Origin of the sequence: Gluconobacter sp. NFX36 (assembly GCF_049887835.1) — a bacterium.
Lineage (GTDB): Bacteria > Pseudomonadota > Alphaproteobacteria > Acetobacterales > Acetobacteraceae > Gluconobacter > Gluconobacter japonicus_A.
In genome coordinates this window covers 224,090-247,420 of the sequence record NZ_JAGEKJ010000003.1, presented here as the reverse complement: position 1 = coordinate 247,420, position 23,331 = coordinate 224,090, and the positions used below count along the sequence as shown (strand labels likewise).

General features: G+C 57.6%; 19 protein-coding genes. All 19 read right to left on the bottom strand.

Annotation, left to right across the window (positions count from 1 at the left end; translation table 11 throughout):
- Window positions 1-61: 61 nt before the first annotated feature.
- Complete coding sequence (locus J4P41_RS04665; RefSeq protein WP_426066269.1) at window positions 62-469, bottom strand: Ivy family c-type lysozyme inhibitor; 408 nt, start codon at window positions 467-469, stop codon at window positions 62-64.
- 19 nt (window positions 470-488) lie between these two features.
- A complete protein-coding gene (locus tag J4P41_RS04660) occupies window positions 489-1,055 on the bottom strand; it encodes an isochorismatase family protein (protein ID WP_426066268.1) in 567 nt (188 codons plus the stop codon).
- A gap of 80 nt (window positions 1,056-1,135) precedes the next feature.
- On the bottom strand, window positions 1,136-2,479 hold the full coding sequence (locus J4P41_RS04655; protein ID WP_426066267.1) for a hemolysin family protein: 1,344 nt from the start codon (window positions 2,477-2,479) through the stop codon (window positions 1,136-1,138).
- 86 nt (window positions 2,480-2,565) lie between these two features.
- Window positions 2,566-4,602 carry an NAD-dependent DNA ligase LigA gene (ligA, locus tag J4P41_RS04650; RefSeq protein ID WP_426066266.1) on the bottom strand — a complete coding sequence of 679 codons (2,037 nt, stop codon included), beginning with the start codon at window positions 4,600-4,602 and terminating at the stop codon, window positions 2,566-2,568.
- Window positions 4,599-6,317 (bottom strand): DNA repair protein RecN, encoded by a 1,719-nt coding sequence (recN, locus tag J4P41_RS04645; protein WP_426066265.1) that lies wholly within the window; start codon window positions 6,315-6,317, stop codon window positions 4,599-4,601. The genes ligA and recN overlap by 4 nt, the downstream gene beginning before the upstream one ends.
- 45 nt (window positions 6,318-6,362) lie before the next feature.
- Window positions 6,363-7,262, bottom strand: coding sequence for an outer membrane protein assembly factor BamD (locus J4P41_RS04640; RefSeq protein ID WP_010503966.1), 900 nt, complete (start codon window positions 7,260-7,262; stop codon window positions 6,363-6,365).
- 68 nt (window positions 7,263-7,330) lie between these two features.
- Window positions 7,331-8,368, bottom strand: a complete 1,038-nt coding sequence (gene lpxC / locus J4P41_RS04635; RefSeq protein ID WP_426066264.1) for a UDP-3-O-acyl-N-acetylglucosamine deacetylase — start codon at window positions 8,366-8,368, stop codon at window positions 7,331-7,333.
- Window positions 8,369-8,496: 128 nt separating this feature from the next.
- Window positions 8,497-10,041, bottom strand: a complete 1,545-nt coding sequence (ftsZ, locus tag J4P41_RS04630; RefSeq protein WP_426066263.1) for a cell division protein FtsZ — start codon at window positions 10,039-10,041, stop codon at window positions 8,497-8,499.
- Window positions 10,042-10,098: 57 nt separating this feature from the next.
- The gene (ftsA, locus tag J4P41_RS04625; RefSeq protein ID WP_010503963.1) at window positions 10,099-11,496 is read right to left on the bottom strand and encodes a cell division protein FtsA; all 1,398 of its coding nucleotides are present in this window, start codon (window positions 11,494-11,496) and stop codon (window positions 10,099-10,101) included.
- A complete protein-coding gene (locus tag J4P41_RS04620) occupies window positions 11,493-12,482 on the bottom strand; it encodes a cell division protein FtsQ/DivIB (RefSeq protein ID WP_282860359.1) in 990 nt (329 codons plus the stop codon). The genes ftsA and J4P41_RS04620 overlap by 4 nt, the downstream gene beginning before the upstream one ends.
- Window positions 12,482-13,393, bottom strand: a complete 912-nt coding sequence (locus tag J4P41_RS04615; RefSeq protein WP_282860360.1) for a D-alanine--D-alanine ligase — start codon at window positions 13,391-13,393, stop codon at window positions 12,482-12,484. The genes J4P41_RS04620 and J4P41_RS04615 overlap by 1 nt, the downstream gene beginning before the upstream one ends.
- Complete coding sequence (murB, locus tag J4P41_RS04610; RefSeq protein ID WP_415515394.1) at window positions 13,390-14,304, bottom strand: UDP-N-acetylmuramate dehydrogenase; 915 nt, start codon at window positions 14,302-14,304, stop codon at window positions 13,390-13,392. Before murB ends, J4P41_RS04615 begins: the two co-directional genes overlap by 4 nt.
- Window positions 14,301-15,737, bottom strand: a complete 1,437-nt coding sequence (gene murC / locus J4P41_RS04605; protein WP_415515393.1) for a UDP-N-acetylmuramate--L-alanine ligase — start codon at window positions 15,735-15,737, stop codon at window positions 14,301-14,303. The genes murB and murC overlap by 4 nt, the downstream gene beginning before the upstream one ends.
- Window positions 15,738-15,777: 40 nt before the next feature.
- Window positions 15,778-16,875, bottom strand: coding sequence for an undecaprenyldiphospho-muramoylpentapeptide beta-N-acetylglucosaminyltransferase (murG, locus tag J4P41_RS04600; protein WP_426066262.1), 1,098 nt, complete (start codon window positions 16,873-16,875; stop codon window positions 15,778-15,780).
- Window positions 16,872-18,065, bottom strand: a complete 1,194-nt coding sequence (locus J4P41_RS04595) for an FtsW/RodA/SpoVE family cell cycle protein (RefSeq protein WP_426066261.1) — start codon at window positions 18,063-18,065, stop codon at window positions 16,872-16,874. Before J4P41_RS04595 ends, murG begins: the two co-directional genes overlap by 4 nt.
- 5 nt (window positions 18,066-18,070) lie before the next feature.
- Complete coding sequence (gene murD, locus J4P41_RS04590; protein WP_426066260.1) at window positions 18,071-19,417, bottom strand: UDP-N-acetylmuramoyl-L-alanine--D-glutamate ligase; 1,347 nt, start codon at window positions 19,415-19,417, stop codon at window positions 18,071-18,073.
- Window positions 19,414-20,505, bottom strand: a complete 1,092-nt coding sequence (gene mraY, locus J4P41_RS04585; RefSeq protein ID WP_010503952.1) for a phospho-N-acetylmuramoyl-pentapeptide-transferase — start codon at window positions 20,503-20,505, stop codon at window positions 19,414-19,416. Before mraY ends, murD begins: the two co-directional genes overlap by 4 nt.
- Entirely contained in the window at window positions 20,505-21,881 is a 1,377-nt protein-coding gene (locus J4P41_RS04580; protein ID WP_426066259.1) for a UDP-N-acetylmuramoyl-tripeptide--D-alanyl-D-alanine ligase, read from the bottom strand. The genes mraY and J4P41_RS04580 overlap by 1 nt, the downstream gene beginning before the upstream one ends.
- Window positions 21,878-23,329 (bottom strand): UDP-N-acetylmuramoyl-L-alanyl-D-glutamate--2,6-diaminopimelate ligase, encoded by a 1,452-nt coding sequence (locus J4P41_RS04575; RefSeq protein WP_426066258.1) that lies wholly within the window; start codon window positions 23,327-23,329, stop codon window positions 21,878-21,880. The genes J4P41_RS04580 and J4P41_RS04575 overlap by 4 nt, the downstream gene beginning before the upstream one ends.
- Window positions 23,330-23,331 lie beyond the last annotated feature (2 nt).

Sequence of the window (23,331 nt, the reverse complement as noted above, 5' to 3'; positions counted from 1 at the left end):
GAGAACACCTCAACCTAACGAATGGACCAATCACCTTCCCGCGACCCTTGGTGGGCGATAATCAGTCTGGCGGATTATTTTTGGTATAGGCGTCTCTCAAAGCCTTCTCGATTTCAGGAGATGGTGATCCAAGAGTGGTCTGTTTCAGGACGTTGTTTGCCTTGATGGAGAGAAGCCCCCAGGAGCCTGAGTGGTCAGTGGCCAGAACCAGTTCCAACTGTTGAGCGGCACAGTCATGGGGCTTGCACATGTGACCAAGTGCATATTTTTTCCCATTTTGCGTGAAGTACTCTACCGGTGTGGACGTGCCTTTACCGGAAACAACCCAGGCCGGAAGCGTAATCATAGCTTTATAAGCTTCTTTGAATCCTGATGTCTCCAGCAGATCCTGCGTCGTAGGAGGGGCGGCTGTGGCGGTGCCACAGAGCAGGGAACAGGCGAGCGTCAGAACTGTAAGGCGCTGTTTCATAAAGCGTCCTTCTTTCGGATCAGATGTTTTTTATCAGACCGACACCCTGTGTTTGCAGGTCATGAAGGAGTGGAGCCTGATCGCTCGTAATTCCTCGGCATGCCTCAAGAGCAATGTCGGTCCTGAAGCCACAGCGCATGGCGTCCCGGGCGGTTGCAGCAACACAGAAATCGAGTGCCAGTCCGCAGACAACAACGTGTGAGACCTTTAGTCCGCGAAGCAAATGGTCCAATCCGGTGGACGTCTCGTGATCATTGTCAAAGAAAGCGGAGTAGCTGTCGCGATCCTGAGCCATGCCTTTATGAATAATATGACTTACCGGGCGCAGGTGCAGGGCTGATGGAAAATCAGCACCCGTCGACGCTGCAATGCAGTGGGCTGGCCAAGGACCGTCCTGTGTAGTGAAGGAACAATGATCCGCCGGGTGCCAGTCCTGCGTTGCAATAACTGCAGAAAATCCCATTCCGGAGAGAATGTTAACGGGGGCGATGACCTCATTTCCGTCCGGAACAGCAAGAGCGCCGCCCGGCAGGAAATCATTTTGGACGTCCACAATAATCAGTGCGGACTGCTGAAAATCTGGCACGGAGCGGTCTTTCGGGGCTGAGTGAGAACACAATACTGGCGATCTTACTCAGTCCCGGGCAACCTAAGAAAGGCAGCTTTTCAGAGACGGGTGACGAGAAGCTGGTTGATACGGAAGCCCTCAACGTCCACGACTTCAAAACGGAAGCCAGAAGACTCAACACTGTCAGCCTTTCGAGCCATGCGACGAAGCCTGTTCATGACGAAACCACCCACGGTATCGAAATTCTGCGCATCGTCGAACAGTGGAATATCCAGTTCCCGGATAACATCCCCAATAGGCGCTGCGCCGTCGATCAGCCAGGAATTGGCATCTCGCCGAACAATAGCCTGTTCTTCAAACGGGCTGACCAACCCATCCATCAAAGCACCCATGATGTCTTTGTAGGTAATCAGACCGACGACCAGGCCATATTCATTCACAATCAATGCAAAGCCTGCGGAGTGGGCATCGAATTGAGCCAGTGTTTCCCAGAGATTCAGAGTATCAGGCAGGGAAAGAACATCCCGGCGCATTTTGAAAATCTGGCTGGCAACCGGTGTCAGGCTTTCTTTTGACTGCGGCTCGTCAACGACGGCGACCAGCACGTCTTCCGCGCGAATGGACCCAATGACGCGATCCAGGCCGCCATCGCACAGCGGGTATCGGGAGTAGGGACGGACACGAACCTTGTCCCGCTGGCTTTCGGGCGTTTCCTGAACGTCCAGAAACACGATTTCATCACGCGGCGTCATGGCCGACGTAACGGAACGATCTTGCAGGCCCAGAACATTCTGGATCATCTGATGTTCCTGCTCGAGCAGGATACCCGAAGCCGTACCAGCAGCCAGAATGGCCCGCAGGTCTTCAGGTGTGACAGGCTCGACAGTTGCGGCTGCCGGAATTTTCATGACGCGTAGGAGGACATCCGAAATACGCGAAAAAACCCAGACCGCAGGATACAGCACCTTGAGGGCGAGGGCCGGGAACCAGCCAACCTTGAGCGCGATCCGGTCTGGCGCATTCATGGCAATCCGCTTGGGAAGCAGATCGGCAAACAGAACGAACAGGCCGGTAATCAGGATGAAGGAGCAGGTGGAACCTGTATTCGAGGCCAGAACCGGCGAGAACCCAATCCACTCAAGCCCGGTCGCTATTGGCTCACTCAGCATTGATTCGCTGATGATGCCACCAAGAACACCAACAGCGTTCAGACAGATCTGCAGGACGGTGATGACCTGTCCGCTATTGCGCCGCAACTTGAGAAAAGCGACAGCCCGAGGGTCACCAGATTCGGCTTTTGAGCGAAGTCGGACGTCCCGGGCAGCGGCAAAGGAGATCTCGGAGAGGGAGATCAATACGGAGACCGCGATCAGAACGATGGTCGCGACGAGACCCAGCAGGAGAAGAATAATCATGTGCTGGGTAGGAGATGATACTGACATGCGGGCGGCATCATACTCCGAAGAACAGAAACAATGCCAATTATCTTCGGATGGCAGCCATGCAGACCAATAATGTCATGGAACTGTCAAAGACCGGCCAATGTTCTCCAGCCGGCCTCATCAACAGTTTCAAGTCCAAGATCCGCAGCTTTCTTTGCTTTCGAACCTGCCTTTTCTCCAAGAACAACCAGAGACGTTTTTTTGGAAACGCTGTCCGTCACCTGCGCGCCCAAACGCTCGGCAATGGCTTTGGCTTCAGGGCGTGTCATGGTCGTCAGTGTGCCGGTGAATACAATGGTCTTGCCAGAGAGGTGCCCATCTGAAGGCGCGGCTTCTGTCTCGATCGTGTGCAGTTCCGAGCGCAGGTCATTCAGTGTGGCGACGTTGTGCTCTTCGGAGAAGAAAGCCACCAGTTCATCTGCAATGGCGCCTCCAACCCCCATAATGGATCCAAGAGCATCTCGTTCTTCCGTGCCGCTCTGGGCGGAAACCATGGCATCACGCCAGTTTTCGAAAGTGCCGTAATGACGAGCCAGAAGTTGTGCGTTGCGTTCTCCGATACGTCGGATACCCAGGCCGAAAATGAGGCGGGCAAGAGAAATGGTTCTGCGCTCTTCAATGGCACGAAGCAGGTTTTCGACCGAAAGCTGACCCCAGCCGTCCCGCTTCAACAGCGCATCCTGATGGTTTTTCAGGCGGAAAATATCCCCAGGTTTGAGGATGTAACCCGCAGCATGAAATTCCCGAATGCTCCGTTCGCCTAGTCCATCAATATCGAAAGCCGCACGCGATACCATATGGATCAGGCGTTCAACGACCTGCGCTTCACAGGTCAGGCCACCTGTGCACCGGCGTACGGCTTCTCCATGGACGCGTTCCGCCAGAGATCCGCAGACAGGACAATGATCCGGGAAAACATAGCGTGGACCGCGAGGCTTATCACTCTCGACCACCCCTAGTATCTGCGGAATCACATCTCCGGCGCGTTGCAGCCGCACCAGATCGCCGTCACGTACGTCTTTGCGTTCGATCTCGTCTTCATTGTGCAACGTCGCACGAGAGACGATCACGCCGCCCACATTGACCGGCTCCAGATGTGCGACAGGCGTAAGCGCTCCCGTTCGGCCCACCTGAATTTCAATCTTAAGCAGACGTGTCATCGCCTGCTCGGCCGGAAATTTCCAGGCAATCGCCCAACGGGGCGCGCGGCCGGCAAATCCTAAGCGCTCCTGAAGGGAAAGATCGTTTAATTTGAAAACGATACCGTCGATATCGTAATCTAGGCCTGAACGCTCCCGTGCGATCTTTTCTACATAAGTTGGAATGTCTCGAGCGTGTTCGATGCGTTCAGACAGCGGGTTAACATTGAAGTCCCAACGTCGAAGGGTTTCCAGATATTCCCAGTGCGTCTCGCTGACAGGGGAAGACGAGTATCCCTGCGCGTAGGCGAAGAGCGAGAGTGGCCGATTGCGCGTGATTTCTGGATCGAGTTGGCGAAGGGAGCCAGCAGCGGCGTTGCGCGGATTGGCGAAGGGCTTGATGCCGCGTTTTTCCTGCTGTTCATTCAGATCGAGGAAGTTCTTCTTTGAGAGAAAAACTTCTCCGCGGATTTCCAGAACATCGGGCGCATCATTCGGGAGCGTGGAGGGAACATCCTTCAATGTGAGAAGGTTAGCGGTGACATCTTCCCCTTCGATTCCATTCCCGCGCGTGGTGCCACGAACGAATTTACGGTTTTCGTAGGTCAGGCTGATGGAAAGCCCGTCAATCTTCGGCTCGGCAACAAACTGAAGGGCCTGAAGACCCTCTTCCGTCAGCCCGAGAAACCGGCCAACGCGAGATACAAACCCATCAAATCCTTCGGCACCGAAAACATTATCCAATGACAGCATGGGCACGAGGTGGCGGTGTTTGCCAAACGCGGAGTCCGGCATGGCGCCCACACGATCACTGGCACCGCCTTCCCGTTTCAGTTCCGGGTGAGCCTCTTCAAGCTGTAATAGTTCCTGACGGGCCGCATCATATTCCGCATCGGAAACGTCCGGATCATCCTTGCCATGATAAGCCTCGTCCCAGCGGGCAAGAAGGGCTTCAAGTTCGGCGTGACGATCGGCAGGAATCATGCGGTCTGTCCTAAAAGGCTGTCAGCGGCGCCGCGAGCCGCATCGGTAATAACGTCACCCGCGAGCATACGCGCGATTTCTTCGCGTCGGGCTTCGCGGGAGAGAGGCTCGGCGAGCGTTTCAGTGCGCTCGTTGCGAATACGTTTGGCGATACGAAGATGTTGATCGCCGCGCGCCGCAACCTGGGGGCTATGCGTGACCACCAAGACCTGAACGTCCTGCGCCACTTTGTGAAGGCGGTCGCCGATGGAGGACGCCGTTGCACCCCCGACACCAGAATCCACTTCGTCAAAGACAAGAGTGCCAATGTCGGAACGCTGTGCCAGCACGACTTTGAGGGCCAGCATCAGGCGAGACAATTCGCCGCCGGACGCAACCTTGGCCAACGGGCCAGGAGGCTGACCAGGATTGGCAGCGATCAGAAAGGAAGACTGCTCCATGCCTCTGCTGTTCCACTGATCTGGCGATAAAGCAAGCAGAGAGACAATGAAACGGGCCCGTTCCAGCTTGACGGGTTTCAACTCGCGCGTGACAGCCTGTTCCAGCTTTTGGGCAGACTGTTTGCGGGCCTCAGAAAGCTGTCTTGCGGCCTCTTCATAGGCCAGTCGGGCTTCCGTCAAAGCCGTTTCCAGTCGCGCCAGTTCTGCATTGCCAGAATCAAGGGCTGCGAGACGCGCTTTCAGGGAGGCGAGGAAAGAGGGAAGCTCCGCAACCGCAACATTATGTTTTCTTGCTTCGGCCCGAAGCGCGAAAAGGCGTTCTTCCGTTTCTTCCAGAAGGCGAGGGTCTCCCTCTGTATCGGCGGCAAGGCGGGTGAGAAGCATTTCTGCGTCCGCCAAGGCTTCTTCGGCCTTTTCCAAAGCATCCAAAGCTTCCTGGGCCTGTCCCTGATGCGCGGAAGGTCCGTTTTCACCTTCCGTACTGGAAGGCAGGAGACGCACCAGCGCCCGGCTGGCTGAGCGTAATGCTGCGGCGGGGCTGGAGGAGCGCCGATCACGAGGTGTCAGTTCTGCAAGAGCGGCCGCGACAGCTTCACCGCGCTTTTCATCCTGTTGCAGACTGACGCGCAGAGCGGCCAGTGAGTCTTCCTCACCCTCCTGAGGGGCAAGGGTTGAAAGATCGTCCACCGTTGCACGGAGCCACTCTTCTTCGCGGGCCGCAGCTTCCATATCGCTACGGGCCTTTTCGAGGGCGGTGCGTGCGTTGGCCCATTGGCGAAAGGCTATGGAGGTCTGTGTCAGCAGCGCTGGCTTTACACCAAACGCATCGAGAAGATCCAGATGTGTACTTTGGTCTGCCAGCCCCATTTGTTCGTGCTGGCCCTGAATTTCCACAAGCTGGGACGCAATGCGCCGTAGTAACGTGATCCCGACTGGCTGATCGGACACATAAGCGCGTGACCGTCCATCCTGCGTGACGATGCGGCGTAGTACCAGAGGCTCTGACGGATTCTCCAGAGCGATGCCCTGTTCGCTGAGAAGGGCAAAAACAGGGTGCTTGAGTGGAACTTCGAAAATGGCGGCAACACTGGCTTGCGTCGCCCCGGATCGGATCAGACCTGCATTGGCGCGGTCGCCAAGAGCAAGCCCCAGACTATCCAGCAGGATGGATTTCCCGGCTCCGGTCTCACCGGTCAGAACGGTGAGACCTGAAGCCAGGGCCAGATCGAGTTTTTCGATCAGAACCACGTCACGGATCGAGAGATGGGTCAGCATGACGGGAATGTTGTGTGTGGGGAGGCGTGTTTCAAACGCCTCACATCAGAAGACGCTGTGCCAGGCGCGCGAGAAGAAGCCGCGCGGCTTGCTGGTTGGCTTCTGGGTTGCGGGCTGCTTGAAATCTTCAGACAGAAGCTTGTTGTCCCGCAGGTTTGCGTAGGCATAGCGGTACCACTGGCTGTCCGGATAGTTGTAACCAAGAACAGACGCCGTTTGCCGTGCTTCATTTTTCAGGCCCAGAGCCAGATAGACTTCGACCAGACGTTCCAGCGCCTCAGCAACATGGTTGGTTGTCTGATAGTCCTGAACCACACGCTGATAGCGTGTCATGGCGGCTTCATAATTGCGCTGCTGTTGATACCAGCGACCAACAAGCATTTCCTTACCGGCCAGATGGTCACGGCAAAGATCAATCTTCAGCTGAGCGTCACGAGCATAAGACGTCTGGGGAAAGCGCGTAATGACTTCTTCCAAAGCATTCAGCGCTTCAACAGTGCCCTGCTGATCGCGCTGAACATCGGCAATTTGCTCATAATAGCAGAGGGCACGCAGATAGAAGGCGTAAGCTGCATCAGGGCTGGTCGGGTGAAGCTGCAGGTAACGCTCAAGCTGCTGGACGGACAAGGCATATTCGCCCTGCAGATAATACGAGTATCCTTCCATCAGCTCCGCGTTTCCGGTGAAACCGGAATACGGGTAATTCTGCTGAAGAAGCTCGAACTCGCCACCCGCCAGCTCGTAACGACCGGAGCGCAGAGCGTCGATGCCGTAATTATAAAGAGTCTCTGCATCCGCTGTCTTGGGAATAACAGGCTTCTCATGCTTGTGAGAAAATAGAGAACACCCTGACAGAAGCAGAAGCCCGCTGACGGCCGTAGCCTTCAGAATCAGACTCCGCCCGTTGGAGGACACTTCAAGATGACGTTGTGTGCTGCTTGGCATACCTGCTCTTCCCGTGATGCCCGTCTTATATCACGGGAATGCGGCGGCGAAAGACCCGCCAGTCATCCTCATGCCGCCACGCGCGTGCGTCGGTTGTTTCGAACGGGTGCAATGTCCGCGTCCGGCTCAAAACGCCAGTTGCGCCGATCCGAAAAAACGGCGTGAAGAAGCTCGTTGTTGATCTTGTGCCCGGACTTATGACCAATAAAACCGGCCTTCAGGCGGTGACCGCAGCAATAAAGGTCTCCGATGGCGTCCAGAAGCTTGTGGCGGGCAAATTCCCGCTCAATTTTCAGGCCCGCAGGATTAAGAATATTTTCTCCGTCCACAACAACGGCGTTATCTAGAGAGCCGCCGCGGGCAAGGCCAATGCTCTGGAGATATTCAATATCCCTGCGGTTTACAAAGGTTCTGCAGAACGAGACTTCTTCAAGGAAACGCTGCGGATCAAGCTGCATGGCATAACGCTGGTTACCGATTGCCGTAGCTTCGAAACTTAATGAAATAGCAAGAGAAAGACCACGTTGTGCAGGACGGAGTTCGGCAAAGGCACCGTTGTCGCCTTCCGCACGAATATTGCGGAGAATTTCGATGACGCGCCGCGGCTTTTCGAGAATCTTTATTCCAGCGCACTGGATAAGAAAGGCAAAGGCATCTGCCGAGCCATCCAGAACCGGCAGTTCCGGCCCGCTGACACGGATCAGGGCGTTATCAATTTCCAGCGCATGCAGGGCCGCCATAAGATGCTCGATGGTTGCAACCCGAAGAGATGGCTCGTCTTCACAGGCAACGACAGTCGAAAGTTTCGTATCAATAATCCGGTCGTAACGGGCCAAAAAAGACGATGAACCTGGATAGTCGCTTCTCTGGAAGCGAATGCCTGTGTCGGCTTTGGCCGGGAGCATCTCAAGATCAACGTTCACTCCGCTATGGAGCGCAATTCCGCGACAGGAAATAGGTGAGGAAAGGGTCGTTTGCAGGGTCTTCAAATCGGGGCGCCCGGAAGAGGAGTGTAGCTGACTGGTGTCAGATACGCTGGAAAGGATCTGCCGGATCTGACGATCCGTTGATGCAGACTTTCCGTGTTGCGCTGGCTTGGCCTGCATGAAACCCCCGATGATTTGGACTGCTTTAATAAAACCCAGTCATCGGGGGAGTTCCACTCAATGATTGTTGCCGGATATTACCCGGCCGCTTCCGCGAAGCAGGAGATCGCGGAAGGACTGAGCCGCTGTTAGCGACGTAGATAGGTTGGAATATCTAGCGTCGAATCGTCAGATCCGTCAGTCGGTGCCTGATGATGACGTTGATCCTGCGTTCCATGCTGGTCGGAAGGGTAGTCACGCGCGTGCGGCTCCGACCGCGGTGCCGATTGCGTAGGCTGCTGAGGTGCCGGGCGGTTACGGAAAGCTCCTGTCATTAGACCAAAGAGGCTACGAGGAGCTTCAGGAGCAGGATTCCGGGGTGGTTCAGAGAAGAGGCCCGCCCGCGGAGAACGCTGGGACATCTCGTCCTGCGGAGCTGGAACGTGCTGTTGCGGCGCAACGTGGGCGGGCGGTGCCACCGGGCTCTCTGCTGCAGGGGCTGGCTGGGACTGCTGGAGCTGAGCGTTGGGGTCCAGACTGAAATTCGGACGTGCAGGGCCCCCGGCGTAAGTTGAGCCGGGCTGGAAATTCTGCGGAGCCGAACGAGGCTGGGACGTATTGTCACGTGGTGCAGAGGACGGCGACGAAGCCTGTGGCTGAACCGGCGGCTGAGCAGAAACGGTCTCTGGACCCTGCGGACCATTCTTGGATTGCGTATCAATGCCTGTTGCAACAACGGAGACACGGATCCGGCCGTTCATGTTTTCATCAATCAGCGCACCGAAGATGATGTTGGCTTCTTCCGCCACTTCTTCACGGATACGATCTGCAGCCGCATTCACTTCGTAGAGTGTAAGATCTTCGCCACCCGTGATGTTGATCAGTAGGCCACGAGCCCCTGCCATGGAGGCATCTTCCAGCAGCGGATTGGAAATGGCGCGCTCGGCAGCGGCAACGGCACGGTCTTCGCCATCTTCTTCGCTACTGGCTTCGCCTGTGCCCATCATTGCCTTGCCCATCTCTTCCATCACGGCTTTGACGTCCGCAAAGTCGAGATTGATGAGGCCTGGAGAAACCATCAGGTCCGTGATGCCCCGAACGCCCATGTTCAGGACGTTGTCAGCCATCTTGAAGGCTTCACGGAACGTCGTGTTCTGATTGGCTGAATTGAACAGGTTCTGGTTCGGGATGACGATGAGGGTATCGACGTGCTTCTGAAGTTCGGCAATGCCGGACTCAGCAGCCAGTGTACGGCGACGTCCTTCAAAGTTGAACGGCTTGGAAACAACGCCGACTGTCAGAACGCCACGTTCACGCGCCATGCGTGCAATAACAGGCGCCGCGCCTGTACCGGTACCACCGCCCATACCAGCCGTGATGAAAACCAGATTTGCCCCTTCGAGTTGACGCTCGATTTCCTGTGCCGCTTCTTCAGCAGCTTCCCGGCCAATTTCCGGCTTGGCACCGGCGCCAAGGCCGCGCGTCAGATGGGGGCCAAGCTGGACGCGGCGTTCTGCCTTGGAATGGGCAAGCTGCTGCGCATCCGTGTTGGCCACAACGAACTCAACACCCTTGAGCTCCGAATCGATCATGTTGTTGACGGCATTGGTGCCGCCGCCGCCAACGCCTACGACGGTAATGCGTGGCGCAAGTTCAACGTGAGAGTTCGGGGTCGGGGTAAGGTTCAAAGTCATGATCAGGTCCGGAACTGCGAGAAGGCAAAGTAAAAAAGAGCGTTGATTCTATGTAGCTCATCCACGATCGCGGATGAAGCCTACGAAACGCTTCAGAAGGCCACCAGATCGAGGTTCAGGAGCAGAAATGTCTCCAAAATCGCGATCGGCACCCGCTGCCCAGGCCAGAAGCCCCGCAGCGGTGGAGAAACCGGCCGAAGCTGCTGCAGTCTCCGGCAGGCCATGAACGTTCAGCGGTTTGCCCATGCGAACCGGCCGAGCGAGAATACGTGTTGCAACAGGCACAATCCCTTCCATCAGGGATGCGCCACCCGTCAGAACGACGCGCCCGTTGGCGAGCCGCCCCAAACCAGCATTGTCGAGAGCATGGCGGACAAGTTCAAGTGTCTCTTCGACCCGGGGCTGAATGACGGAAATCACTTTTGAGCGCGGAATGCGGGCCAGACGGTCTCGCCCTTCACCGATCAGGGGAACCGACAGGATCTCACGCTGGTCGTCAGAGCCAAGTTGTGCCGCGCCATACATGGTTTTCAGGCGCTCGGCTGTTTCCAGAGACGTGGAAAGTACGCCAGCAATATCGCGCGTAACATGCAGACCGCCGACAGGAATTTGTGCTGTGTGGATCAGTTTGCCTTCACAGAACACGGCCAGAGACGTTGTTCCGCCGCCCATTTCAACAACTGTAACGCCCAGATCCCGCTCTTCGTCGGCCAGTACAGCAACACCGGACGCAAACGGACTTGAAACCAGACCATCCAGTTTCAGTTCGGAATGCTGAAGAACTGTGTCCAGCGTACGCAAGGCACTGGAGTTCATATCCACGACATGCAGCTTGGTGGCGAGTTGCTCGCACTGATGTCCCCGCGGATCAACAATGCCTGACATGGAGTCCACGACATACCCGATCGGTAAGGTATGAATGACATCCCGCCCTTCCGACCAGGCGCGTGCCTGCCCGTCTGCAATCAGCCGCTGAACGTCTCCATCTGTAACTTCCCGGCCACCAATTGGCAGTTGTGCGTCAATCAGGCGACTGCGGGGATGCCCGCAGGAAAGATTGACAACCAGCGAGTCCATACGACGTTCAGCGGCTTCTTCTGCCTGCCCGACGGTTGCACGGATCGCAGCTTCGGCTTCACGGATATCGACAATCGACCCCGATCGGATACCGTGCGAGCGACGCCAGCCATAGCCCAGCACCTGAATGGAGCCGTCAGGCTCACCTTTTCCAATCAGGCACGTCATTTTCGTCGTGCCAATGTCGAGCGCGCCAAAAACGCCATTGCGCCAGACGCGCGGTTTGGACGTTTCTTCCGGCGGGAGTGGCAGAATCTCTCGTGGTGTTCGGTTCAGCGCAACATCACGCTCCCCACCCACGGGAATCAGGGACCGGCCCCGCAGACCGCGCCGGCGACGGAAAGCCGGAAGATCGGACGTTGGTGTGAGATCGGTCATGGCTGTTGTGTCGTCTGCTTACTGTCAGAAGGAGGGGCGGAGGGAACAGCGTTGGATTTTGCTGGATCAGGCTTGGCAGTGTCAGCCGTTGCGGTATCAGGCGGGGGAGAAGGAGCCGGAACCTGATGAATCACCATTCTGTCAGGCAAGCGCATGTCAATCGAGACAACGGGCCGGTCCAAGAGTTGCATGGATCCCTGATAGCGGGCGAGGCGGGCGAATGCTGCGGCTTCCTCACCTTCTGGCAGGAAGACGGTCGTTCCGTCTTTCAGTGTGACGTTCCAGCGGCGGTCTCCAACCCGGATCAGTGCTGTAACACGGGATTTGACATCCGGCTGTTTGGCCAGAGCATCAATCACATTCGCTGCGGCCTTGTTGGCGCCTTCACCAACAACCAGTGGCAGCTGGAGAAAAGCCTGGGCATTTTTCCCTGTCAGGCCCTGATCCGGAACTTCCTCGCCCGCACGGTTGATCAGGGTGAAGTGACCATGGGTCTGCCAGACGGCAATCGGGGTCCGTTCCGTCAGATTGATGACGATCGTATCGGGCATCCGACGTTCGACTGTGGCGTGATCGACAAAAGGCAAGTCGTCAATCCGTTTGCGGGCAGCTTCCACGGAAAAGCCGAAAATGGGTCGGCCGAGATTTGTACCCAGTGCGTCATAAAGGGCCTCTTCACTGGTCATACCACGGCCATTGATGATGACGTGCCTGATGGGCAAAGGCTCCATGGCGACAAGTTTCTCGCGCAAGGGACCGAAACGCTCCTCGGAGGCCGCATCGTAAAGAAGACGGGCACCCACAACGCCTATTCCCACGACCACCAGCAGCACAATTCCTGGCCGGATCAGACGCCTCTGACGACGCCAGAAGAGCTTTGCGCGTGATGGCCTGTCCTCGTAAGGGGGCATAACCGCCGGGCGGTTACCCCGAAAAGAGGGATCACGGTGGAAATCGGGTTCCTGAGGGCGGCCGTCCCTGCGCATCAGCGGTTCAGTGCCTCCTGAACCATCCAGTCACACAGGTCCGGATAAGAAATGCCACAATAGGCAGCCTGTTCTGGCAACAGGGACGTTGGGGTCATCCCGGGCTGTGTGTTGACTTCAAGAATGATGAGCGTGTCAGTCTCATCGTCGTAGCGGAAGTCCGTCCGGCTGGCCCCGGCGCAGCCGAGTGTCTGATGAGCGCGCAGAGCGTAATCAAGCGCGCGTTCCGTGACATCCGCAGGCAGGTCAGCGGGCACGACGTGACGGGAGCCCCCAGCCTTGTACTTGGCCTCGAAATCGTAAAATGCAGCAGTTTCGGCTGGCAGGATATCGGTTACCGCAAGTGCCCGATCCCCCATGACACCCGCCGTCAGTTCACGTCCGGGGATAAAGCTCTCCGCAAGGGCTTCCTTGCCGAAACGCCATGTCCGCGCAATTTCGGCACGACGGTTATCGCCCGCACGGATGATCTCAACGCCAACGGAAGACCCTTCCGCAACAGGCTTGATGACATATGGGACGGGAAGGGGATCAGCCTCTGCCAGTTCGGCAACCGTGACGACGCGACCTTCTGCAACGGGCAGACCAGCTGCGGCAAGAAGGATACGTGTCGCTCCCTTGTCCATGGCGACAGCAGACGCCCGGATGCCAGAATGCGTATAGGGCATGCCAAGCCATTCCAGAACGCCCTGAATGGCCCCGTCTTCACCTTTGGGGCCATGCAACGCGTTGAAAACAACGTCCGGAGCAGCAGCCTTCAGGGCCTGAATCGTGACAGCAATATCGGATCCGACATCCACAGGCGTGACATCATGGCCTTTTTCGCGCAGGGCAGAGATGGCAGCCTCGCCACTGACAAGACTGACAGGTCGCTCGCTGGACGTGCCGCCATAAAGAACTGCGACCTTCATATCGTCTTCTCTCCTGTCGTCCTGCGACCAATGCGTCTGATTTCCCAGTGCAGGTCAATACCGCTCTGCTCCAGAACTTTTTGGCGAACGGTCTCACCAAGTGTTTCAAGCTGTTCGCTTGTCGCATCGCCAATGTTGAGCAGGAAATTGCAGTGCTTCTCACTGACCTGCGCCCCACCGAGCATCATCCCGCGACAGCCTGCTTCATCAACTAGTGCCCAGGCCTTGTGACCTTCCGGATTGCGGAATGTCGATCCACCCGTACGAGCACGAACGGGCTGAGAGGCTTCACGAGAGGCCCGGATTTCCGCAAGGCGTTCACGAATGGCCTCTGGGTTGTCAGGTGTACCACGCAGGCGGGCGCGGACGACAATAGCCCCATCAGGCAATTCGGAATGGCGGTAATCGAAACCCAGTTCTTCGCAGGACAGGCGGCGCAGTTCACCCTCAGACGTCAGGATTTCCGCCCAGTCGAGAACGGCCTTGATATCGGAGCCATAGGCGCCAGCATTCATGCGAACCGCACCGCCGATAGACCCCGGAATACCAACCAGAAATTCTAGCCCCGCCAGTCCGGCCGCCGCGCTATGTTCGGCAACCGTGACATCCAGAGCCGCCGCGCCTGCGATGATCCCGTCTGCCTCAACCTGAATATCTGAAAACCCACGGGTCAGACGCACGACGACGCCCTCGATGCCACCATCACGGATAATGACGTTCGAGCACGCCCCAAGAACGGTGAGCGGCAGATCGGTTGGGCGGTTACGCAGCAGATCGGCGAGATCGTCCACATCTTCTGGAACGAACAGCCAGTCCGCAGGGCCGCCGGTCCGGAACCAGGCCCGCGCACCCAGAGGCGCATTGGCTGTCAGACGTCCGCGCAGTCCTTTAACGGGGAAAGCCTCGATCATAGGGCGCTTTCCGTTGTCGGCTTCTTGGCGTTCAGGGCTTCGAGGTCCTGCGGCAGTGTCTGAGCCCATTGTGTGATCGTTCCCGCGCCGAGGCAGACAACATAATCGCCCGGCTTGGCGATGGCGTTAATCATTTCAGGCAGAAGTTCAGGCGAAGGCAATGGCACAACCGAGCGATGGCCACGATCACGCAGTCCCTCAACCAGAGCATCCCGGTCAGCCCCTTCAATCGGGCTTTCTCCAGCGGCATAGACGTCAGCGACAATCACCGTATCTGCGTCATTCATGCAGGTACAGAATTCGCCGAATAGCCCCTTAAGACGGGAATAACGGTGAGGCTGCACAACGGCGATGACGTTCTTCGCACCAGCCTGACGGGCCGCTTTCAGAACAGCCGCGATTTCAACCGGATGATGGCCATAGTCATCAATGATCGCAACGCCATTATATTCGCCTGTGCGGGTAAAGCGACGCTTCACACCTTTGAAGGATGCGAGGCCAGACGCGATTACGGAATCACTGATTTCCATTTCTAGCGCTACAGCAATAGCAGCCAGCGAGTTCAGGACGTTATGGTGCCCCAGCATTGGCAGACGGAAAGGCCCGGCCCGGCGTGTCCGGTTATGGGCACGGTTCGTCACCACAACCTCGAATGTCGCACCGCGCTTGTCCATCACAACCTTTTCGGCGCGGACATCGGCCTGCGGGCTGAAGCCATAGGTGATGATGCGGTGATCGGACAGGCGTGGGATCATCTGCTGGACCTGTGGGTGATCAACACACAGGACTGCAAAACCATAGAACGGAATGTTGGAGACGAATTGATCATAGCCCGCCTGCATGGCTTCTTCTGTTCCCCAGTGATCGAGATGCTCGGGGTCCATGTTCGTAATGACGGCAATAACGGCCGGAAGGCGTAGGAAGGACCCATCGCTCTCATCGGCCTCTACGACCATCCAGTCTCCGGAGCCCATGCGCGTATTGGTGCCGTAAGCTTCGATGATGCCGCCGTTGATAACAGTCGGGTCCAGCTTGGCGTGTTCCAGAACACAGGCAACAAGGCTTGTCGTTGTGGTTTTGCCGTGCGTGCCACCAATCGCAACAGACCACCGCAGACGCATCAGTTCTGCCAGCATTTCCGCACGACGCACGACCGGGATCAGCTTTGCACGGGCTGCAACAACTTCCGGATTGTCTTTCTTGACAGCCGTGGACGTCACCACAACCTGAGCATCACCCAAATTGGCAGCATCATGCCCGATATGGATCTGGATGCCCGCCTGACGAAGACGCTGCACATTCGAGCTTTCCGCAATATCCGAACCCTGAACCCGGTAGCCCAGCATATGCAGAACTTCCGCAATGCCGGACATTCCGATACCGCCGATACCGACGAAATGAATGGTTCCGATGTTCAGGGGCAGGGCGCGCATGGGGCAGGTACTCTTGAGGTAATAGGACAAAAGAAAAAGATCAGGACTTGAGGTCTGATTCGATCAGGTCGGCTACCTTTGCGGCAGCATGAGGGCGAGCAAAGTGTCGGGCGGCTTCCGCAGCGGCCGCGAGACGTTCCGGATGGGTCAGCAGATCAGCAATCAGGGCCGTAACGGCGGCAGATGTAAAGTCCGGCTGGCGGATCATCCATGCGGCACCTGCATCCTGAAGCGCCTTGCCGTTGGCGCCCTGCTCGTCCGAGGCTGCGATGGGCAGCGGAACCAGAATGGACGGCAGACCCGCCATGGCCAGTTCGGCCACAGACGAGCCGCCTGCGCGGCCGATCACCAGATGAGCAGATTTCAGACGGTCCGGTACGTCGTTGAAGAAGGGCTCAACGTCAACATCAATGCCCGTTTCTTCGTAGATAGTGCGAACACGGTCTGTATCCTCGGCGCGAACCTGCTGGGTCACATGCAGACGCGTGCGAAACCCGATCGGTAAAGCCGCCAAAGCCTGCGGGACAACATCCGAAAACACACGCGCACCAAGAGATCCGCCCCAGACAAGGATGCGAACGGTTTCAGTTGGCGCGACATAGGGCTGTCCAAAGAGCGCTTCAATGCCCGCCCGAACGGGCATGCCCGTCAAGCTTACATGCGAGCCTTGTGGCAACCGGGCCACGTTCTCATAGGACGTAGCAATCCGTGGAGAAAATCGGGACAGGAACGCATTGGCCTGACCCAGAACGGCATTGCCTTCATGGATCACCATCTCCGGCCGCCGGGCTTTCGGCAACATCCGGGACGCCAGCAACGGCGGAATGGAGGGATACCCACCAAAGCCAACAACGGCTGCCGCGTCCAAAGTTTTCAGGATCTTGCGGGCTTCCAGCATCCCGCGCAGCAGAGCCGTCACGCCACGCAACTTGCCGCCAATGCCTTTGCCCGCCACGCCAGCACCGTCCAGCACATATTGCGGGCGGTCCTTGAACAGACCTGTCTCACGACGCCCATGTCGGGCATCCGTCATGAGAACAAGATCATGACCACGTTCCGCCAGAACCGTCGCGACAGCTTCAGCGGGGAAGAAATGTCCTCCCGTTCCGCCGGCAGCAATGACAATCGGGCGCTTCATGGTGTGTGTCTTTCAAGCAGGGAACCGGGGGTGTAGGGCGTCGCGACGCGCTGGGCAATCCTGCCGGGGCCAACATGATGGCGCGTCAGGGCCAGAACCATGCCCATGGTCATTGCCACGGACATGGCCGAACTGCCGCCATAGGAAATAAACGGCAGGGTCATACCTTTCGTCGGGATCAAATGAAGCGTTGATCCCATATTGACGAAGGCCTGCAACCCAAAGCCCGTGACCAGACCGGCAGCAGAGACGATCACAAACGGGTCTTCTTCCCGCATCAGCTTCAGCAATGTGCGAAGAACGATAATCCCGAAAACGATGATGATGCCAAAGCAGAGCAACAGCCCGTATTCTTCACCTGCTACGGCGAATACGAAGTCAGCATGCGCGTCAGGCAGCAGGTCCTTGACGCGCCCTTCGCCCGGGCCACGGCCCAGAAGGCCACCGTTGCCGAGCGCGCGCAGAGCCGTGTCGATCTGATAGTGATCGCCAACATCCGGGTGCAGGAAGCGCTCAACACGGGAACGGACATGCGGGAACATGACAAACGCCATACCGAACGCGCCCACCATGCCAGCAACGCAGAGGCCAACCCAGTACAGACGCAGACCGTCCACAAAAAGCTGCGTCATGAAAACCATCGTAATGACGGACAACATACCGATGTCAGGCTGGGATTTCAGAAGCGCCAGAATGACGCCAAAACAGGCGAAGGCAAGGATCATGCCGGGAAACGCAATATTCCCACGCAGTACAACGGTACGTCGGGCAGACAGCAGCCACCCCGTTACCACGGCGAAACAGGGTTTTAGAAACTCGGACGGCTGAACGGACATCATGGGGAGCGCAATCCATCGCCGCGCGCCTTTGATTTCCATGCCATGAACAAGCGTCATGGCCGTGGCTGCAAGTGCGATGATTCCGCCAATGAAGGCCAGTTTCTTCACGCCTTCGCGGGACAGATACGAGACACCCAGCACAATCGCTCCGGCAAGCGCCAGAAAGATGACCTGCTTGAGAATGAACATGTTGCGGGACGCGCCGATGCGCGATGCAACGGCCGGGCTGGCCGCGAGCATCAGAACATAGCCAAGGCCAATCAGGATGCCAACGCAGGCGAGCGTGACCCGGTCGGTATTGCGCCACCAGCGGGCGACTGCCGATGAATCGACACGGGAGGTACCCGCCATGACCGTCACCCTTCCTGTTCTGTTGTGAGCATTTCGCCCGAATGGCCTGATTTCACAATATTATCGCAAATCTGGAGAAAGTGTGACCCACGATCCTCAAAACTGCGGAACTGGTCAAAACTTGCGCAGGCCGGTGAGAGCAGAACGGTTTTTACGCCTTCCGCCAAAGCTGCCTCAAACGCTGCAGGGACGGCACGATCCAGCGTTTCGCAAAGCGTAAAGGGTACCTTACGGGCCTTGAGTGTTTCCGCCAGAATGGCTGCATCCCGACCGATCAGAAATGCCTGCGCAATCCGGTCAAACCACGGAACCAGCATGTCGATGCCGCCTGCCTTGGCTGTTCCGCCTGCAATCCACATGACACGCTTATAAGATCCGAGCGCCTTGGACGCAGCCTCTGCGTTAGTGGCCTTGCTGTCATTGATGAAAGCGACACCATCGCGTTCGGCGATTTTCTGAAGTCTGTGTTCGAGGCCGGGAAAGGATGCCAGTCCCTTGCGAATATCATCATCGCTCAGACCAAGATGGCGCGCCATGGCCCAGGCTGCTGCAACGTTTTGAAGATTGTGTCGGCCCGGCAGGGCGTCCCCCACAAATTCAGGTACCGCATCAGGGTCAAGGAACGTGACTGTCACGCCTTGAGGCGCGACATCATCTGCAATTCTCTGGCACCATGGATCATCCTGTCCGATGGCAGCCAAGTCATCCGACGTCATGTTGTCAAAGACATGTGCTTTAGCGGCGGCATACCCGTTCATATCGCCATGGCGATCCAGATGGTCTGGCGTGATGTTCAGCAGGCATGCCGTTGAAGCATGGAAACGGTCGAGCCGTTCCAGCATATAGGACGACATCTCAATGACATAGACGCCATTGTCCGGAAGCAGGGGCAGGGCGAGAGATGCCGTTCCCAGATTGCCACCCGCCGCGCAAGGGACTCCCGCGGACTGAAGCAGATGGGCTAGAAGGGCCGTCGTCGTGGATTTGCCGTTGGTCCCGGTGACGGCGGCAAAACGCGCCTGTGATCCGGCTTTTCTGACTGCGCGATAGAGCAGTTCGGCATCGGACAGGATCTGAATACCCTGTGCGCGGGCCAGTTCGGCAACGGGATGCGGGGTCGGGAGAAGATGGGGAATACCCGGTGACAGCACGAGGGCTGTCACGCCCGACAAATCCGTCAGAGGAGCGAGTGTCAGGCGCTCACGAGGTGGAAGGACAGGGTTGCGATCATCCCACGCCTGAACCTCGGCTCCCATGCCCAGAAGCGCATCAACCACGGCTGCACCATTACGGCCGAGACCGCACACAGCGTAGCGCTCACCTGCAAGAAGATCTGTCGGAAATCCGCTCATCTCAGTTTCAGCGTGGCCAGACCACACAGCCCCAGAACAATGGAGACAATCCAGAACCGTACGACGATCTTCGGCTCCTGCCAGCCCTTCTTTTCAAAGTGATGATGCAGTGGAGCCATTAGGAATACGCGGCGTCCGGTGCGTTTGTACCAAAACACCTGAATGACGACGGACAGTGTCTCCGCCACGAACAGGCCACCAACGATGCACAGAACAAGCTCATGCTTGACGGCCACAGCAACAGCACCCAGTGCGCCGCCCAGTGAAAGGGAGCCTGTATCGCCCATAAAAACGGCTGCTGGTGGCGCATTGAACCAGAGAAATCCAAGCCCGGCCCCGATCAGTGCCGCACAGAACACAGCCAGTTCTCCGGTCCCGGGAACCGGATGAAGCTGAAGGTAATCCGCGAAGACATGGTTGCCGACCAGATAGGCGATCAACGCAAAAACCAGAGCGGCAATGACAACCGGAACAATAGCCAGACCATCCAGGCCATCCGTGAAGTTCACGGCATTGCCAAACCCGGTAATCGTAATCATGGCAAAGAGTGGAAAGGCATAGCCCAGCGGCAGGAGGATATCCTTCACGAAAGGAAATGCCACGGCATTGCGAATTTCCGGGGGCGTCAGATGCTGGAGCCAGATGCCAGCAATCAGGGACGCCGCAAATTCACAGCCCAACCGCATCCGCTTTGAAACGCCCTGCGTGTTGCGCTTTGAAAGCTTCAGGTAATCGTCTGCAAACCCGACGGCTCCGAAAGCTGCAGTCGTCAACATGACCGCCCAGACGAAGCCGTTTGTCAGATCCGCCCAGAGGAGTGTGGCTGAAAACAAAGCAATCAGGATCAACATCCCGCCCATCGTCGGGGTGCCGGCCTTTTCCAGAATATGACGTTCCGGCCCGAGTGCACGGATAGGCTGGCCTTCACGCTGGATCCGCTTGAGTTGCGCGATGAACGGATTGCCGAGGGCAAGCGAGATCACCAGTGCCGTCAGGCAGGCACATCCGGAACGGAAGGTCAGATAATGGAAAAGGTTGAAGAAGCCCCCATGCGACGAGGCATGTGAGGCAACAAGATTGAAGAGCATCAGGCAGAAACCGGGTTGGAAGCGTTATCGAGAGCGGCGATGACATCGCGCATCCGGCTACCCAGGCTGCCTTTGACAAGCAGAAGATCGCCGGGCCGGAGGGCGTTGAGAAGGAGAGGGGCGAGCGAACGTGAGTCTGGTGCGTAAGCGCCGCGCAGATCTTCAGGCAGAGCGTTGTAGAGGGCGCGCATATGCTCGCCACAGCAGAAAGCGATCGCGTTCGCAGCAACCACAGCATCTGCCAAAGAACGATGCTCGGCATCTGCAAACGCACCAAGTTCGCGGATGTCTCCCAAGGCAGCTACGCGGCGTTTTGCGGGCAGCAGGGCAAGTGTTTCGAGCGTCGAGCGGATACTGGTCGTAGAGGCGTTGTAGCTCTCATCCAGCAACTGAACACCATCCAGCACTGCGCGCATCTGACCACGTCCGGCCCCCGGGACAAAATCCGTCAAAGCATGAGCCGCTTTGGAAACATCTTCCCCAAGCGCAGCAACCGCACCCAAAGCTAATCCAGCATTGCGAGCAAGATGGCGACCTGGCGCCTTCAGATGAATGCTCATGTCTCCGACTTCCGGAAGCGTCAGGACAAAGTCACTTCCGTCTGCTGTGCAGACAAGACCGGTCAGTCGGATTTCAGAATTAACGGAAAGACCACTGTGCCAGAGCTTCGCATGGACCGGGAGTGCCGCACGGAACAAATCCTGCCCGGTCGCATCGTCGGGAACGATGGCCGTGCCATTCGCAGTCAAAGCACCAAAGAGCGTAGCCTTTTCGCGTGCAATTTCTTCCACGCTGCCCATATGGCCGAGATGCGCTGTCCCAATCGTGGTGATGATTGCCACATCTGGCCGCACCTGCGCTGCCAATGGCGCAATTTCACCGACATGGTTCATGCCAACTTCACTGACGCAGAACTGTGCGTCCCGTGGGAGGCGGGCGAGCGTCAGAGGAACACCCCAGTGATTGTTATAGGATGCGACAGCCGCATGCGTCGGACCAAGAGCCGACAGCGCCGTACGCAGCATGTCTTTCGTGGTTGTCTTGCCCACACTGCCAGTAACGGCGATGACCTTTCCGTCAAAACGGTCACGCGCGTAACGTCCGAGCGCTTCAAGAGCACGCATCGTATCCGCGACGATCAGTAGACGAGGGTCTGTCGAGCCCCGCGTGTCATGCACCATGACGCACGCCGCGCCGGCTTCGAGAGCCTGCGCAATATGGCCATGTCCGTCGCTGGTTTCGCCCTTGAGGGCAATGAACAGATCGCCGGGCTTCAGAGTGCGTGTATCAATGGAAATACCCGTCACACTGACATCAGCGGCAAGTGTGCCCTGTGTAGCGTCACAAAGTTCCTGAGTGGTCCAGAGAGCGCTCATGCGGCACCTGCCAGTTCACGGATCACGCTGCGATCATCAAATGGGAGAACCGTCAGGCCAACAATCTGCCCCTGTTCATGGCCTTTACCTGCGACGACCAGAATGTCACCGGGCTTCAGTGCCTCCAGACCCGCCGCGATGGCAGACCGGCGATCACCGATTTCCAGTGCATCAGGGCAGGCTGCATGAATGGCAGCGCGAATGCTCTGCGGTTCTTCCGTACGGGGATTGTCGTCCGTGACGATTGCCACATCGGCCATGCGGGCCGCAACTTCGCCCATGAGCGGACGCTTGCCACGATCCCGATCGCCACCAGCCCCAAAGACCACGACCAGACGGCCTTCTGTATGGGGACGAAGACTTGCCAGAACGCGTTCCAAAGCATCAGGCGTATGGGCGTAATCCACATACGCTGCGGCGCCATTGGACAGTTCAACAGCCCGTTCGCAACGTCCACGCACACCCCTTAACTGTGGAAGCAGATCCACAAGACTGCGTGCGTCGTCTTCTGTCTGCCAGCACATTGCTGCTGCCAGCATCGCATTGTCGGCCTGGAACAGTCCCGGCAAACCAAGCGTCATTTCCGGTAAGTCTTCACCATAAAGAGACAGGCGGACAATCTGGCCCGTCGGGGTAGGACGTGTCTCCAGAAGGCGGAGGGTCTGTCCCGTTTTGCCTGTCGTCCGAAGGGCCATGCCCCGTTGTGCTGCGATAGCGTGCAGAGCGTTCAGCGTATCCGCGTCCATATCGGCATTGACGGCGGCAATACCGTTAGCAGGCAGAAGATCTTCGAAAAGACGCAGTTTCGCGGCACGATAGGCTTCAAGGGTGCCGTGATAATCCAGATGGTCTCGCGTCAGGTTTGAGAACCCGGCGGCATTGAGCCTCACACCATCCAGCCGATGCTGCTCCAGACCATGAGACGACGCTTCAAGGGCGACATGATCCACCCCATGCTGGGCCAGAGATGCCAGCGTGGCTGCCAGTGAGACCGGATCGGGTGTTGTCAGGGAAGGCGGAGGCGGAACATCGACATTCGCAATCAGTCCAAGCGTGCCGAGGCTTGCAGCCTTGAGTCCCTGAAGCGTCCAGAGCTGACGCAGAAACTCAGCCGTGCTGCTCTTGCCGTTCGTTCCGGTGACGGCTGCAATGCAGGAGGGCTGCGGCCCCGCAAGTGTTGCCGCCATCAGCGCAAGCAGATGCTTGGCGTCCGGCGTCAGGAGAACCGGGATGTCTGCTTCAGCGGGATGATCCGCAATGATGGCGACGGCACCCTTTGCGACAGCCTGAGGAATAAATGCTGCTCCGTCCTGTTTCGCGCCACGCAGAGCGAAAAACAGTGTGCCTGGCCGGACCTGTCTGCTGTCTGCCGTGACAGTCAGGATTTCAGGGTCGACGGAAGGCGACAGAACGGAACCATTCTGCCGGAGAAGTTCAGAGAGACGCATGG

Excerpts from the sequence above, each read along its gene's own strand:
- mraY (WP_010503952.1), bottom strand. The coding sequence starts at position 20,505 with ATGCTCTTCAATCTTGTTGCCTCACATGCCTCGTCGCATGGGGGCTTC.
- ftsZ (WP_426066263.1), bottom strand. The coding sequence starts at position 10,041 with ATGACTTTGAACCTTACCCCGACCCCGAACTCTCACGTTGAACTTGCG.
- murG (WP_426066262.1), bottom strand. The coding sequence starts at position 16,875 with ATGAAGCGCCCGATTGTCATTGCTGCCGGCGGAACGGGAGGACATTTC.
- J4P41_RS04665 (WP_426066269.1), bottom strand. The coding sequence starts at position 469 with ATGAAACAGCGCCTTACAGTTCTGACGCTCGCCTGTTCCCTGCTCTGT.
- recN (WP_426066265.1), bottom strand. The coding sequence starts at position 6,317 with ATGCTGACCCATCTCTCGATCCGTGACGTGGTTCTGATCGAAAAACTC.
- J4P41_RS04575 (WP_426066258.1), bottom strand. The coding sequence starts at position 23,329 with ATGCGTCTCTCTGAACTTCTCCGGCAGAATGGTTCCGTTCTGTCGCCT.
- murC (WP_415515393.1), bottom strand. The coding sequence starts at position 15,737 with ATGCGCGCCCTGCCCCTGAACATCGGAACCATTCATTTCGTCGGTATC.
- J4P41_RS04615 (WP_282860360.1), bottom strand. The coding sequence starts at position 13,393 with ATGAAGGTCGCAGTTCTTTATGGCGGCACGTCCAGCGAGCGACCTGTC.
- J4P41_RS04655 (WP_426066267.1), bottom strand. The coding sequence starts at position 2,479 with ATGTCAGTATCATCTCCTACCCAGCACATGATTATTCTTCTCCTGCTG.
- J4P41_RS04595 (WP_426066261.1), bottom strand. The coding sequence starts at position 18,065 with ATGGCGGGTACCTCCCGTGTCGATTCATCGGCAGTCGCCCGCTGGTGG.
- ligA (WP_426066266.1), bottom strand. The coding sequence starts at position 4,602 with ATGATTCCTGCCGATCGTCACGCCGAACTTGAAGCCCTTCTTGCCCGC.
- murB (WP_415515394.1), bottom strand. The coding sequence starts at position 14,304 with ATGATCGAGGCTTTCCCCGTTAAAGGACTGCGCGGACGTCTGACAGCC.
- murD (WP_426066260.1), bottom strand. The coding sequence starts at position 19,417 with ATGAGCGGATTTCCGACAGATCTTCTTGCAGGTGAGCGCTACGCTGTG.
- J4P41_RS04640 (WP_010503966.1), bottom strand. The coding sequence starts at position 7,262 with ATGCCAAGCAGCACACAACGTCATCTTGAAGTGTCCTCCAACGGGCGG.
- J4P41_RS04620 (WP_282860359.1), bottom strand. The coding sequence starts at position 12,482 with ATGCGCAGGGACGGCCGCCCTCAGGAACCCGATTTCCACCGTGATCCC.
- J4P41_RS04580 (WP_426066259.1), bottom strand. The coding sequence starts at position 21,881 with ATGAGCGCTCTCTGGACCACTCAGGAACTTTGTGACGCTACACAGGGC.
- lpxC (WP_426066264.1), bottom strand. The coding sequence starts at position 8,368 with ATGCAGGCCAAGCCAGCGCAACACGGAAAGTCTGCATCAACGGATCGT.
- ftsA (WP_010503963.1), bottom strand. The coding sequence starts at position 11,496 with ATGACCGATCTCACACCAACGTCCGATCTTCCGGCTTTCCGTCGCCGG.